12 protein-coding genes are annotated in these 15,496 nt (G+C 64.2%); 8 read left to right on the top strand and 4 right to left on the bottom strand.

Annotated elements, in window-relative coordinates; all coding sequences use genetic code 11:
• Positions 1-59: 59 nt before the first annotated feature.
• From ACVOLI_RS03900 to ACVOLI_RS03865, 8 genes are all read left to right on the top strand, one after another.
• Positions 60-2,258 carry a TonB-dependent receptor gene (locus ACVOLI_RS03900; protein WP_481533603.1) on the top strand — a complete coding sequence of 733 codons (2,199 nt, stop codon included), beginning with the start codon at positions 60-62 and terminating at the stop codon, positions 2,256-2,258.
• Between the two features lie 100 nt (positions 2,259-2,358).
• On the top strand, positions 2,359-2,742 hold the full coding sequence (locus tag ACVOLI_RS03895) for a hypothetical protein (protein ID WP_481533602.1): 384 nt from the start codon (positions 2,359-2,361) through the stop codon (positions 2,740-2,742).
• 110 nt (positions 2,743-2,852) lie between these two features.
• Positions 2,853-3,281: a MarR family winged helix-turn-helix transcriptional regulator gene (locus ACVOLI_RS03890; protein ID WP_481533601.1), complete on the top strand. Its 429-nt coding sequence runs from the start codon at positions 2,853-2,855 to the stop codon at positions 3,279-3,281.
• On the top strand, positions 3,278-4,489 hold the full coding sequence (locus ACVOLI_RS03885; protein ID WP_481533600.1) for an MFS transporter: 1,212 nt from the start codon (positions 3,278-3,280) through the stop codon (positions 4,487-4,489). The genes ACVOLI_RS03890 and ACVOLI_RS03885 overlap by 4 nt, the downstream gene beginning before the upstream one ends.
• Positions 4,490-4,565: 76 nt before the next feature.
• A complete protein-coding gene (locus tag ACVOLI_RS03880) occupies positions 4,566-5,135 on the top strand; it encodes a TetR/AcrR family transcriptional regulator (protein WP_481533599.1) in 570 nt (189 codons plus the stop codon).
• The gene (locus ACVOLI_RS03875; protein ID WP_481533598.1) at positions 5,132-6,796 is read left to right on the top strand and encodes an MFS transporter; all 1,665 of its coding nucleotides are present in this window, start codon (positions 5,132-5,134) and stop codon (positions 6,794-6,796) included. Before ACVOLI_RS03880 ends, ACVOLI_RS03875 begins: the two co-directional genes overlap by 4 nt.
• The gene (locus ACVOLI_RS03870) at positions 6,793-7,950 is read left to right on the top strand and encodes an HlyD family secretion protein (RefSeq protein WP_481533597.1); all 1,158 of its coding nucleotides are present in this window, start codon (positions 6,793-6,795) and stop codon (positions 7,948-7,950) included. Before ACVOLI_RS03875 ends, ACVOLI_RS03870 begins: the two co-directional genes overlap by 4 nt.
• A gap of 189 nt (positions 7,951-8,139) precedes the next feature.
• Positions 8,140-9,834 carry an amidohydrolase gene (locus ACVOLI_RS03865; protein WP_481533596.1) on the top strand — a complete coding sequence of 565 codons (1,695 nt, stop codon included), beginning with the start codon at positions 8,140-8,142 and terminating at the stop codon, positions 9,832-9,834.
• A gap of 280 nt (positions 9,835-10,114) precedes the next feature.
• Here ACVOLI_RS03865 and ACVOLI_RS03860 read toward each other — a convergent pair whose 3' ends face one another.
• From ACVOLI_RS03860 to ACVOLI_RS03845, 4 genes are all read right to left on the bottom strand, one after another.
• On the bottom strand, positions 10,115-10,600 hold the full coding sequence (locus ACVOLI_RS03860; RefSeq protein ID WP_282266682.1) for a Fur family transcriptional regulator: 486 nt from the start codon (positions 10,598-10,600) through the stop codon (positions 10,115-10,117).
• A gap of 13 nt (positions 10,601-10,613) precedes the next feature.
• Positions 10,614-12,014 carry a glutamate--tRNA ligase gene (gene gltX / locus ACVOLI_RS03855; protein ID WP_481533595.1) on the bottom strand — a complete coding sequence of 467 codons (1,401 nt, stop codon included), beginning with the start codon at positions 12,012-12,014 and terminating at the stop codon, positions 10,614-10,616.
• A 641-nt stretch (positions 12,015-12,655) separates the two neighbouring features.
• Positions 12,656-14,248: a M20/M25/M40 family metallo-hydrolase gene (locus tag ACVOLI_RS03850; RefSeq protein ID WP_481533594.1), complete on the bottom strand. Its 1,593-nt coding sequence runs from the start codon at positions 14,246-14,248 to the stop codon at positions 12,656-12,658.
• 831 nt (positions 14,249-15,079) lie between these two features.
• Complete coding sequence (locus ACVOLI_RS03845; RefSeq protein ID WP_481533593.1) at positions 15,080-15,490, bottom strand: hypothetical protein; 411 nt, start codon at positions 15,488-15,490, stop codon at positions 15,080-15,082.
• Positions 15,491-15,496 lie beyond the last annotated feature (6 nt).

The following is a 15,496-nucleotide window of genomic DNA, read 5'->3' as shown; positions in this document are numbered from 1 at the left end:
CCCTGCCGCCTCCGGTTCAGACTGCCACCCCAGTGATACACAGTAACAAAGGAACTCTCATGCCCTTCCCCCGTCACACCCGGCACCACCTGCTGTTCCTCGCCCTTGCCGCCGCCCTGCCCGCCGTCGCCAGTGCCGCCGATGATGACGCCGGGCAGAGCCATCACCTGACCGAACTGACCGCAGTAAAGGTAACCGCCTCACCACTGCAGGGCTCTGCCGAGTCGCTGGCGCGCCCGGTCGAGGTGTTGGCCGGTACCGATCTGGACGAGCACAAGTCCGGCACCTTGGGTGACACCGTGGCCAAACTGCCTGGCGTACAGAGCACCTTCTTCGGCCCCGGTGTCGGCCGTCCGATCATCCGCGGCCAGGAAGGCCCGCGCGTGGCTGTGGTGTCCAATGGCGTCGGCAACATGGACGCCTCCACCGTCAGCGCCGACCACGCCTCCGCCATCGAACCCTTCCTGGCTGACCAGATCGAGGTATTGAAAGGCCCGGCCACCCTGCTGTTCGGTAGCGGCGCGATTGGTGGCGCAGTGAACGTGGTCGATGGTCGTATCGCCAGCGAGGTTCCGGACCGCCCGCTCAGCGGTCGCGCCGAAGTCCGCGGCAACTCGGTCAACAATGAGCGTAGCGGCATGTTCCGCCTGGACGGCGTCAGTGGCGACAACCTTGTCCTGCATGTCGACGGACTGATCCGCAACGGCGATGACTACCGCATCCCCGGCTATGCGATCGACCCGCACGCGCTGGATGCCGATGGCCATGATGATCATGATGCCCACGACGAAGACGCCGGCACCCGCGGCCGCCTGGACAACAGCTCGACGCGCACCCGCGCCGGCGGCGTCGGTGCCACCTGGTTCGGCGAGAACGGCTTCCTCGGTGCCTCGCTGGGCACCTACCGCAGCAACTACGGCATTCCAAACGGTGCCCACGTGCACGCCGACGATGACCACGATCATGACCACGACGACCATGACCATGATCACGAAGAGGAAGGCGACGAGCATGATGTGCGCATCGACATGGTGCAGAACCGCTTCGACCTGAAGGGCGGCCTGTACAACCCGACCGCGTTCCTGAAGAGCCTGACCGTACGCGGCGGCTACACCGACTACGAGCACACCGAGCTGGAAGCCGGCACACCGTCCACCCGCTTCACCAACAAGGGCTTTGAAGGCCGCGTCGAAGCGGTACAGCAGCCGCTGGCCGGCTGGGACGGCGCCTTCGGCGTGCAGTTCGGCAGCAGCGATTTCGGCGCCACCGGCGAGGAAGCCTTCGTGCCGGGCACCACCACCGACACCATTGGTGCTTTCGTGCTGCAGGAGAAGCAGTTCGGCCCGTTCAAGCTGGAACTGGGTGCACGCCATGACCGGGTCAAGCTCGACCCGAACGATGCCCAGCGCAACCGCAGCTTTGGCGCGACCAACCTGTCGGCGTCCGGCATCTGGGCCTTGAACGACACCTTCGACCTGCGCTTCGGCGTGGACGCTTCCGAGCGTGCACCGACCAACGAAGAGCTGTACGCCGCCGGCGCCCACATCGCCACCCGCTCGCTGGAAATCGGCAACGCCAACATGGATACCGAGCGCGGTCGTCGCGTCGAGCTGGGCCTGCACGCGCATAACGAACGCTTCGACCTGCAGGCAGCGATCTACCAGACCAAGTTCAAGGACTTCATCTACCTGGCCGACACCGGCGTGGTCGAAGGCGGCCTGCCGGTGCGCACCTGGACCCAGAACGACGCCACCTTCAAGGGCGCCGAGGCAGAGGCCACCTGGCACATGCTGGAGAACGTGGCCGGCGACTGGGACCTGCGCGTGTTCGGCGACTACGTGAAGGCCGAACTTGATGGCAGCGGCACCCGCAATGTCGCCATCGCCGTGCCGCACGGTGACCACGCACACAACTACAACGTCGAGTTGGCCAATGGCGGCTACCTGCCGCGCATCGCCCCGGCCCGTGTTGGTGCCGACCTGCATTGGTCGCTGGGTGGCTGGCGCGCGTCGCTGGGGGCGGTGCGCTACGGCAGCCAGAAGGATGTTGCAGTGAACGAGGAAACCAGCGCCGGCTACACGCTGGTGGATGCACACGTGGCGTACCGCTGGGATCGCAATGGCAGCAACAGCTACGAAGTGTTCCTCGATGGCAGCAACCTGACTGACCGTGAGGCACGCCCGCATACCTCGTTGCTGCGGGATTACTCGCCGCTCCCGGGCCGAGGCGTTGCGTTCGGTATCCGCGCCTGGTTCTAAGAGCCTGCTGCAGGCTTTGGCTTTGAGCTTTGGCTCCTGCTTTCCCCTCTCCCGCCTGCGGGAGAGGGGCAGGGGTGAGGGCAAGCTTTTGCTTCTGCACTTGGCTCCGCTTCCGCTTCTGACTCTCCCGCTTATCAACCCAAGCCCAAACAAAAACCACCGCAAGGTGGTTTTTGCTTTGTGCGGAACCAGCTACGTTGAAACAAGCCCAAGTACAGCCATAGCCAGATCAAAAGCCCCCCATCCGCCCTCCGGGCACCTTCCCCCGCAAGCGGGAGAAGGGAAAGCCACGGCCACGGCAACAGCAACAGCAACAGCGACAGCGACAGCAACAGCAACAGCAACAGCAACAGCCAAAGCCAAAGCCAAAGCCAAGGCCAAGGCCAAAGCCAAGGCCAAAGCCAAGGCCAAAGCCAAGGCCAAGGCCAAAGCCAAAGCCAAAGCCATAGCCAAACCCAAAGCCATGGCCAGACCCAAAGCCTAAGCGACAGCACAACGCGAAGCGCACAACCCGCCAGCGTGGCCAGCAACCACCACTCGCAATTACGTGCATATGCACATAAACTCCAGCCCATCGCCCTACCCCACAAGCCGATGGACGCCCCCAGCCCCTGCACCTGCTTCCAGCTACGCCGCGCCACGCGCCGCGTTTCCCAGCTCTATGACCGCCATCTGGCCACCGCTGATCTAAGCCTCAACGCCTATTCCATCCTGCGCCGCTCCAGCCAGCCGCGGCCACTGGGCGAGCTCGCCGATGCGCTGGGCATGGACCGCACCACCCTCACCCGCAACCTCAAGCCGCTGCTCGAAGCGGGCCTGCTCAGTTCCGCCCCCGGCGCGGACTCCCGCCAGCGCCAGCTGCACATCACCGCCGCCGGCAAGCGCCGCCTGCAGAAGGCCTTTCCTCTCTGGCAGCAAGCCCAGCGGGAGATCGAAATGCTGTTCGGCGGCAAACGCATCGAAGACCTCAACCACCAGCTGGAAGCACTTACCCAGGCACTGGAACAGGAGCAAGCAGCATGACCACGCAAGCTCCTGCCCGCACTCCCTGGCTGCTGTTGCTCGCCGCCTCCAGCATCCTGATGGTGACCATGGGCGTGCGCCAGACCAGCGGTCTGTTGATCGACCCCATCCATGTTTCGACCGGACTTGGCATCGCCCAGATCAGTTTCTCGCTGGCGATCGGCCAATTCGTATGGGGTGCGGTGCAGCCATTCTTCGGTGCCATGGCCGACCAGCGCGGACCGCTGCCGGTACTGGTCGGCGGCGGCGTGCTGCTGGCGGTCGGCCTGATCGCGGCAACCTTGCTTCCCGACGCCTGGGGACTGAACCTCAGCTTCGGCCTGCTGCTGGCAGCCGGTGCCGGTGCCGGCAGTTTCTCGGTGCTGATCGGCGCAACCGCCTGGCGTATTCCCGCGCAGAAGCGCTCGATGGCCGCCGGCGTCATCAATGCCGGCGGCTCACTTGGCCAGTTCCTGTTCGCACCACTGGTGCAGCTGCTGCTCAGTGCTTTCGGCTGGATCAAGGCCTTGTATGCGTTGGCCTTCATCGTGCTGCTGTCATTGCCATTGGCCTGGCCGTTGCGCAAGCGTGCGCCACGCAACGAGGCCAGTGACGACGGCGAAGCGCTGCGTCCGCAGCTGCAGCGCGCCCTGCGTGATCGCAGTTACTGGTGCCTGCATCTGGGCTTCTTCACCTGTGGCGTGCATATCGCCTTCCTGGTCACCCACCTGCCCGGCGAAATCGCGCTTTGCGGGTTGTCGCCGAACGTGGCCTCGGTGTCGATTGCCCTGATCGGCCTGTTCAATGTTGCCGGCAGCCTGATCATCGGTGCGCTTGGCGAACGCTTCCGCATGAAGTGGCTGCTGTTCTGGATGTACCTCAGCCGCGCGGTGCTGATCGCGGTCTATCTGGCATCACCGCCGACACCGATGACCTTCTATGTGTTCGCCGCCGCACTGGGCTTCACCTGGCTGGCGACGGTGCCACCCACCGCGGGACTGGTCGGCAAGCTGTTCGGTCCGCGTCACATGGGCACCTTGTTCGGCCTGACCCTGTTCTCGCACCAGATCGGCGCGTTCTTCGGTGCTTGGCTGGGTGGCGTGGCACTGGAATATGGCGGCGACTACAGCTGGATGTGGTACGCGGACATGGCATTGGCCGCTGCTGCAGCACTGATCAACCTGCCGATCCGCGAAGCACCACTGCGCCGCCAGCTCGCTGCGAGCTGAACGAAACGGGCCGCTGCAACGGCCCGTTTCATCGTGCCCATTGAAACCGGACACTTTTGTCCGGATCATATGCGGCATGACTTCCATTCGCTCCGATGCCGCCGTGCGTCGTGCCTTGCTGTTGGATGCGGCCGACGCCGTGTTCGGCGAGCACGGCATCACCGCTCCACTTGATCTGGTGGTGGCTCGCGCCGGTGTGGGCCGGGCAACGCTGTACCGCAACTTCCCCGACCGCACCGCGCTGATCGAAGCCCTGCTGCAGCGGACCGTGGAAAAGATCGAAGCGCACCTGCAGGAACTGGGCGAGCGCGACGATGCCCTGTTCGAGCTGATCATCGGCATGGCCAGGCGCATCGTGCATTCGCCTGCGTTGGCCGATTACTGGCGCGCGGTGGACCCGGACGAGCCCACGATCAAGGCCGCACGCGAGCGCATTCTCGGCCTGTCCGAACCGGCACTGCTGCGGGCCAAGGCCGCAGGGCTGTGCCGGCTTGACCTGCAGCTGTCGGATATCTCGTTGATCTCCGGCATGCTCGGCGCCGCCCTGCGCGGCCGCACCGTCGAAGATCGCGCCACCCTCGCACGGCGTGCGATTGAATTGCTGCGTCCCGGCCTGTCCGTGCAGGCTGCAACGGAACGCACATGAAACCCCTCAAGCCCATTCCGGACTGGGAAGAGCACGAGAAGCCCAGCCTGCCCGGCTCGGCCTCGATGCCCTGGCATCCCCCGCACCGGCGTGCGGCCTACGCCGCCGTGGCGGTGCTGGTGGCGATCACCGGCGGGCTGGGCAATGCCCTGATCAGCGCCAACCTGCCGTTGATCACCGGCCAGATGGGGCTGCAGGCCAGCGAGGCCAACTGGCTGGTCGCCGCCTACCTGATGGTCAATGTCAGCGCCAACCTGCTGGTGTTCAAGTTCCGCCAGGAGTACGGCATCCGCCTGTTCGCCGAGATCGGCCTGGGCACCTATGCCGCATTGGCGGTGCTGCATCTGTTTGTCGGCAACAACGCGACCACCTTGCTGGTACGCGCCGGCAGCGGTTTTGCCGGTGCCGCCTGCACCACGCTGGGCACGCTGTACATGCTGCAGGCCTTGCCGCGCAAATACGTCGGCAACCTGCTGGTGATAGGCGTCGGCCTGTCGCAGCTCGCCGTGCCGTTGGCGTGGCTGCTGTCGCCCGGCCTGCTCGACCATGGCGAATGGCAGAACCTGTATCTGTTCGAGGCCGGGCTGGCACTGTGTTCGTTTGCCGCGGTGGTGGTACTGAAGCTGCCGCCCGGCATCCAGATCAAGGTCTTCGAGCGCACCGACTTCCTCACCTTCGCCCTGCTCGCGCCGGGTCTGGCGCTGCTGGTGGTGGTGCTGAGCCAGGGCTACCTGCATTGGTGGTTCGACTCCCCATGGCTGGGCTGGGCATTGACTGCGGCGGTGGTGCTGATCACCACCGGTCTGTGCATCGAGCACCAGCGTCGCAACCCGCTGCTGCAGGTGCGCTGGTTGATGGGGCCGGTGATGCTGCGCTTCATCGTCGGCGCGTTCCTGATCCGCTTCCTGACCAACGAGCAGTCCTACGGGATGATCTCGATGATGCGCACGCTGGGCATGGGCCCGGACCAGATGGCGCCCTTGTTCGGGGTGATCCTGATCGGCGTGCTGGTCGGCATCGCTGCCGGTGCGTTGACCTTCGGGCCGAAGGCGCTGATCCCGCAGTTGCTGGTGTCGATCATCCTGCTCGGCAGTGCCGCCTTCCTCGACCAGCACCGCACCAGCATGGACCGGCCGATGGATTTCGCCCTCAGCCAGTTCCTGGCGGCGGTGGGCAGCGGCATGTTCATGGGCCCATTGATGCTGATCGGCATACGCCAGGCGATGGCGCGCGGGCTGGACCACATCGTGTCCTTCATCGTGATCCTGTCGCTGACCCAGAGCTTCGGCAGCCTCGCCGGCTCGGCGTTCCTGAGCAGTTACCAGCTGCACCGCGAACACCTCTATTCGACCGCACTGGTCAGCCAGCTCAATCCCGCCGATCCACAGGTGGCGCACCGCCTGCAGCTGCAGCAGCAAGCCTACGCCCGCGTCATCACCGACCCGGTACAACTCAAGGCACAGGCCAGTGCCGCCTTGGCAGCGGCGGCAAAACGCGAGGCCAATGTACGCGCCTTCAACGATGTATTCGCCTTCAGTGGCTGGGTCGCGATCTGCTTCCTGAGCTGGCTGCTGCTGGAAGTGACGCTGCGCAATCCCCGCGTGAAACAGGTGATCCGGCGTGACCGCGCCGGGGCCCAGGACAACCGAGCAGAAACATGAGCAACAAGACCGAAAAGAACACTTCAACCCCGGCGCCCACGCCGGTGTCCAAGTACAACCGCCCGAGTCGCCGTGCGGTGGTGGTGATGATCATCGTCGCCCTGGTCGGATTGACCTTGATCCTGCGCGCCTGGCAGTTGTGGCCGTTCAACAGCACGCTCATGCACACCGACGATGCCTATGTGCGCGGCCAGGTGACCGTGCTGGCACCGCAGGTCAACGGCTATGTCACCGAGGTGCTGGTCAGCGACTTCGACCATGTCAAACAAGGCCAACCGCTGCTGCGCATCGATGAGCGCATCTACCGGCAGAAGGTGGATCAAGCGCAGGCCTCCCTCGAAGATGCACGCGCGCAGCTGGCCAACTCCGACCAGAGCCAGGCGCAGAACCGCGCCCAGATCAGTTCCGCACGCGCGAACCATTCGGCGCAACAGGCCGAGCAGCAACGCAGCCGCACCGAGTTGCAGCGCTATGAAGCCCTGGCCGCACAGCGACTGGTTTCCAACAGCGACCGCGACAAGCTGCGCGCCTCGGCGCAGGCGGCGACTGCCGGCGTGGCGCAATCGCAGGCAGCCATCCATATCGCCGAAGAAACCCTCACCTCCACCGAAGTGGCGCGCAAGGGTCTGGAGGCGAAGGTCGCCATGGCTGAAGCCGCCCTGGAACTGGCGAAGATCGACCTCGACAACACCGTCATCAAGGCGCCGCGTGATGGCCAGGTATCGGAAGCGACCGTTCGGCTTGGGCAGTACGTTACCGCCGGCAGCCAGTTGCTGTTCCTGGTCCCGGACACGCTGTGGGTAGTAGCCAACTACAAGGAAGGCCAGACCTGGAACATGGCGATCGGCCAACCCGCGACATTCAGCGTCGATGCCTTCCAGGGCAAGAAGCTGCGCGGCCACATCGAGCAGATCGCCCCGGCCACCGGCTCGGAGTTCTCGGTGCTCAAGCCCGACAACGCCAGCGGCAACTTCACCAAGGTGGTGCAGCGGCTGCCGATCCGCATCGCCATCGACCCCGACCAGCCACTGGCCGCGCGCCTGCGCCCCGGCATGTCGGTGGTGGTGGAAGTGGACACCGCGGCGTCACCTGCGCAAAGCCCAACCCCTCCCCAACCCTCCCCTGCTACGCAAGGGAGGGAGCAACAGCGGTAGTGCCGAGCCATGCTCGGCAAGGGCTTACCGACCATCTTGTGGGAGCGGCGTAAGCCGCGAAGCTGACATTGCGAGAACGGCCCAGAGCCAACCCCTCCCCAGCCCTCCCCTGCTGCGCAAGGGGAGGGAGCAAGGCCTTCACCCGATTGCGCTAGGCTGTAGCCCTGCCCACAACCGGGAGAACCCTCGGTGAAACTGATTCTGGCGCTCTCCGTCCTGGCCGCACTCACGGCCACCTCCGCCAACGCAGCAGACACGCTGTATTCCGGTGGGCCCATCGTCACCGTGGACGACCACCACCCCGAAGCGGAAGCCATCGTCGTGCGCGATGGTCGCATCGCCTTTGTCGGCACCCGCAAGGCGGCACGCCGCTTCAGCCCGCAAGCGCAGCAGATCGACTTGCAGGGTCATACGCTGACGCCGGGCTTCATCGACGCGCACGGCCACGTTTCAGGCGTTGGGCTGCAGGCGCTGTCGGCAAACCTGCTGCCCGCACCTGATGGCGAAGGCAACTCGATCCCCGCCTTGCAGAAGATCATGCGCGAGTTCCGCGCGCATCCGAGCACACCCGAAGGCTACAAGGTGCTGATCGGTTTCGGCTACGACGATTCGCAACTGGTCGAACAGCGGCATCCGACCCGCCAGGATCTGGATGCGATCGCCACTGACATACCGATCATCCTGATGCACCAGTCCGGCCATCTCGGCGCCTACAACAGCAAGGCACTTGAACTGGCCGGCATCACCGCCGACACACCCAACCCACCCGGCGGCGTGATCCGCCGCGAGCCAGGCAGCAATGTGCCCGATGGTGTGCTGGAGGAAAGCGCGCACAACATCGCCCTGGCCAAGCTGATGCCGGCGATGACTGTCGAGCAATCCCTGGCCATGCTCGAAGCTGGCCAGGCGCTGTATATGAAATACGGCTACACCACCGCCCAGGACGCCAAGACCGACGCAGGCACCTTGCAACTGCTGCCGATGGCGGCCAAGGCCGGCAAACTCAAGATCGACGTGGTGTCCTATCCGGATATCGAAGTGGCCTTGCAGAACCCGGCCATGCAAGGTCCCTTCTATGGCCTGAACTACACCGACCACTTCCGCATCGCCGGCGTGAAGATCAGCCTGGATGGCTCGCCACAGGGCAAAACCGCGTGGCTGACCAAGCCATATTACAAGGTCCCCGAGGGCGAGAAGCCGGACTATGCCGGCTATCCCGCCTTCCCCACCGCCAAGGTCGATGACCTCATCACCCAGGCCTGGGGCCATGGCTGGCAAGTACAGGCACATGCCAATGGTGATGCCGCGATTGATCAGCTGATCCACGCCGTCGCCGTCGCAGAAGCCAAGTACCCGGACAAACACCTGCTGCCGGTACTGATCCACGGCCAGACCCTGCGCAAGGATCAGGTCGGTGAGCTGCGCCGTCTTGGCATCTTCCCCTCGCTGTTCCCGATGCATACCTATTACTGGGGTGATTGGCACCGCGACTCGGTGCTGGGTCCGGAGCGCGCCGAGAACATCTCGCCCACGCAATGGGTGCTGGACGCGGGCATGGTGTTCACCTCCCACCACGATGCGCCGGTGGTGTTTCCGGATTCGATGCGGGTATTGGATGCGACGGTCAACCGCGTGACCCGTAGTGGTCGCGTGCTGGGACCGGAGCAGCGCGTATCACCGGCGATCGCGCTGAAAGCGATCACCTTGTGGGCAGCGCGCCAGTACGGCGAGGAGAGCAGCAAGGGCTCGATCGAAGTCGGCAAGCGTGCGGACCTGGCGCTGCTGTCGGACAACCCAATGACCATCGAACGCAGCCAGCTGCACACCATCAAGGTGCTGCAGACGATCAAGGATGGCGAAGTGGTCTACGAGGCAAAGCCGTAAGCACAGTGGGCTGTTGTAGGAGCGGCGTAAGCCGCGAAACCACCGCAACATCCGAAGCCGATAGCGCATTGACCACACCGAAGTAGCCGGGGCGGTCGAAGCCTATCGGCTTCGCGGCTTACGCCGCTCCTACAAAAATCATTTCCGCGGGGCGCTTCACCCTCACCCCAACCCCTGCTCCGCACCCCGGCCCTTGCGCTGGCGCAAGGGCGTTCGATGGGCAGCGAACCAATGGTTCGCATGCTGCCCCTCTCTCCCCGCAGGGAGAGGGGCTAAAGACTCAGCCTGCGCAGTTCGCGCACAGGCCGTGTACTTCCAGCGTCTGTGCCTGCGGCTTGAAGCCCAGCTCCTTGGCACGGGCTTCGAGCTGGCGGACGATGTCGCGGTCTTCAAGCTCCACTGCACTATGGCAGCGGTCGCAGATCAGGAACGGCACCGAATGCTGGTTGCTGCTCGGGTGGTGGCAGGCGACGAACGAGTTGACCGACGACAGCTTGTGCACGAAACCGTTGGCCATCAGGAAGTCCAGCGCGCGGTAGACCGTGGGTGGGGCATCGGCGCCCACACCCTTGCCTTCACGCACCCATTCCAGCAGTTCATAAGCCTTGACCGGCTTGCCGGCCTCGGCGATCAGCCGCAGCACGTTGGCGCGGATCGGGGTCAACCGCAATCCGCGCTCGCGGCACACCCGTTCGACCACCGCGACAAAACCGGCCGCGTCTTCGACGTGGTGGTGCGGGGCGGTGCAGGAGTGTGCGTCGGTCATGTCTACCTCGGGGTCAGGCCGTTGGGATCTTGATGAGTGCGGCGTCGATGCGTTTCAAGGCCTCGTCGCGCCCAGCCAGATACACGGTATGGGAAATGTCAGGGCTCACCTGGGTGCCGGTGATGGCTACGCGCAGCGGCTGGGCGACCTTGCCCATGCCGATTTCCAGCTGCGCGGCCACCTCATGCAGTGCCACGGACACGCCTTCGGCGGTCCATTCAGCTGCTGCCAGCAGCTCGCGGGCCTTGGCCAGCGGCACCTCGGCGCCGGCCTTGAAGTGCTTGGCCACGGCTGCGTCGTCGTATTCGTTCAGCGAGGTGTACCAGGCCACGGCCTTCTCGGCCATTTCCTTCAGGGTCTGCACGCGTTCACGCAGGGCGATGACCACATCGACCGGGGCCGGGCCCTTGCTGATGTCCAGACCGAGCTTTTCCAACTGGTAGACCAGGTGCGGAACGATGGACTCCGGCGTCTCGGTCTTCAGGAAGTGCTGGTTGACCCAGCCCAGCTTGGCCATGTCCAGGCGCGCGGCCTTGGAATTGCAGTTGGTGACGTCGAACAGGTCGATCAGTTCCTGGCGGGTGAAGATCTCCTGGTCACCGTGCGACCAGCCCAGACGGGCCAGGTAGCTCAACAGCGCCTCGGGCAGGTAGCCGGCGTCCTTGTACTGCATCACGTCGGCCGCGCCGGTGCGCTTGGACAGCTTGGCGCCCTGCTCGTCCAGGATCATCGGCATGTGGCCGAATTTCGGCACCGGCGCGCCGATGGCCTCGTACAGATTGATCTGGCGCGGGGTGTTGTTGATATGGTCATCACCGCGGATGACCTCGTTGATGTTCATGTCCCAATCGTCGACCACCACCGCGAAGTTGTAGGTCGGGTAGCCGTCCGGGCGGAAGATGACCATGTCATCCAGCTCGCTGTTGGCGATTTCGATATTGCCCTTGATCAGGTCATCGAACAGCACTGTGCCCTCAAGCGGGTTCTTGAAGCGGATGACGCGGTTCGGGTCGTCCTTGTACGGCAGGTTGAGCTCGCGGGCGGCGCCGTTGTAGCGCGGCTTCTCCTGCTTGGCCATGGCGGCTTCACGCATGGCGTCCAGCTCCTCCTTGGTCTCGTAGGCGTAATATGCCTTGCCCGAGGCGATCAGCTGCTCGGCCACTTCCTGGTAGCGGGCAACGCGCGCGGTCTGGTAGATCGGGCCTTCGTCATAGCCCAGGCCCAGCCAGTCCATCGCCTCGAGGATGGCATCGATGGCGGCCTGGGTGGAGCGCTCGCGGTCGGTATCTTCAATGCGCAGCACGAACTCACCGCCACGGTGACGCGCCTCCAGCCAGCAATACAGCGCGGTGCGGGCGCCACCAATATGCAGGTAGCCGGTGGGACTGGGGGCAAAGCGGGTACGGACGGTCATGACGGGCGCAGAAGTTGGAATCGGGGCATTTTACCTTTTCCCCCCTGCCGGTGCTTCGAACCCGCTCCAGCCCTTCGCGCGCGGACCGAAAGACGCAACAAGAGCCAGCGACCTGCCGCTATAAGCCCCTCTCCCGCTCACGGGAGAGGCCTTGGGGTGAGGGCAACTCTGGCTCTGGCTCTGGCTCTGGCTTCGGCCGTTGCCGTTGCCATTGCCGTTGCTCCAGCCTTTGATCTACCGGGCCCCTTCCGCAGCGACGGAGCTGGCAGACAAGACCCCGCACGGGGCGACGCACAGGGATGTGCGTCGTTTTTCGACGAGACAGGGATGTCTCGTCGAAAAATCCTGCCAGCGGAGTGGACCCGCGTCGCGTAGCGGCGTGGGCGCGGAGGCAGGGTGTGTTTCTCTTGGTTACCTTCTCTTTGCACAAGCAAAGAGAAGTAACTCGCTCCCCGCAGGGGAGCGAAAGCTCTTGCTCTTGCTGTTGCTTAGAGCAACAACCGAAGCCAAAGCTCCCCCCATCCGCCCCTCGGGCACCTTCCCCCGCAAGCGGAAGAAGGGACGCACCAAGCATCTGTTCGTTCTGCGCGAAAAGCAGAAGGGCCGCAATGCGGCCCTTCCTTCTAGCAAATCCGGCTAACTCACTTCTCCAACAACGGCTTACGCGGGAACCGCTCCTCACGCATCGCAGCGTTATAGACGAACGATGCAACGATCGCCGCCGCCTGCTTCAGATCCTCCGCCTCGGCGTGATCCCAGGTATCCAGATGGCTGTGATGCACATTGCTGAAGTAATCCAGACGGTCCTGGATGAACTGGAAGCCCGGCAGACCCACCCGGTCATAGCTGATGTGATCGGTGCTGCCGGTATTGCGCGTGGCCACCGTGGTCGCACCCACATCGTTGAACGGCTTCAACCACGCCTCGAAGATCGGCATCGCCGCCATGTTCTCCTGCGCATAGATGCCACGGAACCGGCCCGAACCATTGTCCATGTTGAAGTAGACCTGGAACTTGTCGTAATCACGCAGCTTCTGCAGCGGACCGGTCGGCTCACGCAACGACGCCGGCAACGCCTTCTGCGCCGCATCGGTCGGCTCCGGGTAGCGCGCGAAGTGCTGTGCCACATAGGCCTGCGAACCGATCAGGCCCTGCTCCTCACCACTCCACAAGCCGACACGGATGGTGCGCTTGGGCTTGGCGCCCACCGCCTTGAGGATACGCATCGCCTCCATCATCACCGCCACGCCGGCGGCGTTGTCGGCCGCGCCGGTACCGGTGTGCCAGGAGTCCATGTGCGCACCCAGCATCACGATCTCGTCAGCCTTGCTGCTGCCGCGGATCTCGGCCAGCGTGTTGTGGCCCGGCTGGTTGGTCTCATCGGTGAAGCGCGCATCCACATTGACCCGCAGCGTCACCGTCTGCTTGTCCTTGAGTGCGCGCACCAGCGGATTGAAATGCTCGGCGATCATCGCCAGCTCGGGAATGCCCACCGACTCGCCGGCCTTGCGCGAACCACCACCGGCGACACGGATGATGCCGTTGTCCCAGCCGCTGATGCTGATCGCGGCCAGCGCGCCTTCCTCGACGAAGAAAGCATTGACCGCCTTGCCCAGCTCCTGGCGCTCGTTGTATTCCTTCACCCGCTTTGCGCGGTCTTCTTCCGCGGTCTTGGGGATGGTGAAGGCCTGCAGGCCTTCCAGCGAGGTCGCGTCGTGGCGGTGCGAATCGGACTCGGTGCCACGCTTGTACTCGCGCGCGTCCCCCAGCAGCAGGATCTTGCCGCGCAGCTTGCCCTTGTATTTCTCCAGGTCGGCCAGCTTCTTGATATCGACCTGGATCAGCTCGCCTTCCACCGCGCCATTGGTGCCCGGCGTCCAGGCCTTGGGCAGGGCGTGCAGCGGCTGTACGCGCTGGCCCAGCATCTCGACACTGGCCGAGCTGAACTCCCAGCCACGACCGAAGTCCTCGAAGGCCTCGTCGTGCACATTGACCAGGCCCCACTCGGTGAACTTGCTGCGGCTCCAGGCATTAGCCTGGGTCATGGCCGGCGAATTGGTCAGGCGCGGGCCGATGGTTTCGGTCAGATGGCTGAAGGTGTCCATCACCTGCGAACGGTGGAACGCCTCCTGGCGGATCTTGCTGACCATGTCCAGATCCACCTGCTCGGCCGCCTGCGCCGTAGCGCTCACCGCCAAGCCCATGCACAACGCCAACAAACCCCGCTTGATCATGCTTTCCCCGGCCCAAGGCCCAATGACGACAAACCACCGAGTCTAGCCAGTACACAGCAGCTGCCGAGTCGGCCAATGGTCATGGTTTGGCAACGACGGTGCGATTCAACCCGCACGAGTCACCAGCACATACGCCAGCACAGGCAGCCGCCGACTTTGCCGATCAAGGGCATTGGCTTTCGGAACACATCCCGGCAGTTCTCAAGGGTGCGCAACCCGGATCCGTATCAGCCCACAGTCGTTGCGCTTGTTGCTGTTGCCGTTGCCGTTGCCGCTGTTGCTGTTGCTGTTGCTGTTGCTTCCGCCATTGACTTACCGGGCCCCTTCCGCAGCGACGGAGCGGGCACACACGACCCCGACCGGGGCGGCGCACATGGTTGTGCGTCGTTTTTCGACGATACATGGATGTATCGTCGAAAAATCCTGCCAGCGGAGTGGACCCACGTCGCGCAGCGGCGTGGGCGCGGAGGAAGGGTGTGTTTCTCTTGGTTATCTTCTCTTTGCACAAGCAAAGAGAAGTAACTCGCTCCCCGCAGGGGAGTGAAAGCTCTGTTTTTGGTTGTTGCTGCCGCATTGGCCTTTCACAAAAACAGAGCAACAGCCAAACCCAAAGCTCCCTCATCCGCCCCCCGCCTTCGCGGGGGCAGGCTCTCCGGGCACCTTCTCCCGCGAGCGGGAGAAGGGAGAATCATTCGGCCCGGCGTGCGCCCGCAGCCCGCCTTCGCGGGGCCGACTCCTCAAGCATCCCGCCTTTGCGGCAGAAGGCCCAGTGTTCCTCGCGAACGCGAGAGAAGGGAGCACGTGCGCAACATGGCAAGAACCCAGCGCCCCTCACTCCCACCACCCATAAACCACGAGACGTTCCACCGGCAGCACCACAAACCACGAACGGCCATCTTGAGCGACGGCGGAGTATCCAGCGCCATGTGTCGTCGGCAGCGCACCCAAGCCCTCTGCTCCACACGCAAAACCACCGGCATCCGACGAATGAGCCTCGGCAAACGCTGAATAAACCCAATCGCCTGGTTCGAAATACCGCAGCCCCTTGCGCCGGATCGCCAACGCCGTCGACAACGACAAGCGCAGCGCCACAACCCCTTGCGCCTGCCCACCAGCAAACACACTGCCCAATAGCGCCCGCTCCACCTGCCCCGGCGCCAAGCCGAAGTGCAACAAGCCGCAGGTCTCGATACCCGCAGGCAACAAGCGCTGCGCACGGCGATGGATCAATGCACGATTCATGTCATT

It is taken from the genome of Stenotrophomonas sp. STEN029 (assembly GCF_056760015.1).
This window is presented reverse-complemented; position numbering and strand designations above follow the sequence as displayed.

Excerpts from the sequence above, each read along its gene's own strand:
- ACVOLI_RS03900 (WP_481533603.1), top strand. The coding sequence starts at position 60 with ATGCCCTTCCCCCGTCACACCCGGCACCACCTGCTGTTCCTCGCCCTT.
- ACVOLI_RS03890 (WP_481533601.1), top strand. The coding sequence starts at position 2,853 with ATGGACGCCCCCAGCCCCTGCACCTGCTTCCAGCTACGCCGCGCCACG.
- ACVOLI_RS03885 (WP_481533600.1), top strand. The coding sequence starts at position 3,278 with ATGACCACGCAAGCTCCTGCCCGCACTCCCTGGCTGCTGTTGCTCGCC.
- ACVOLI_RS03880 (WP_481533599.1), top strand. The coding sequence starts at position 4,566 with ATGACTTCCATTCGCTCCGATGCCGCCGTGCGTCGTGCCTTGCTGTTG.
- ACVOLI_RS03875 (WP_481533598.1), top strand. The coding sequence starts at position 5,132 with ATGAAACCCCTCAAGCCCATTCCGGACTGGGAAGAGCACGAGAAGCCC.
- ACVOLI_RS03870 (WP_481533597.1), top strand. The coding sequence starts at position 6,793 with ATGAGCAACAAGACCGAAAAGAACACTTCAACCCCGGCGCCCACGCCG.
- ACVOLI_RS03860 (WP_282266682.1), bottom strand. The coding sequence starts at position 10,600 with ATGACCGACGCACACTCCTGCACCGCCCCGCACCACCACGTCGAAGAC.
- gltX (WP_481533595.1), bottom strand. The coding sequence starts at position 12,014 with ATGACCGTCCGTACCCGCTTTGCCCCCAGTCCCACCGGCTACCTGCAT.
- ACVOLI_RS03850 (WP_481533594.1), bottom strand. The coding sequence starts at position 14,248 with ATGATCAAGCGGGGTTTGTTGGCGTTGTGCATGGGCTTGGCGGTGAGC.
- ACVOLI_RS03845 (WP_481533593.1), bottom strand. The coding sequence starts at position 15,490 with ATGAATCGTGCATTGATCCATCGCCGTGCGCAGCGCTTGTTGCCTGCG.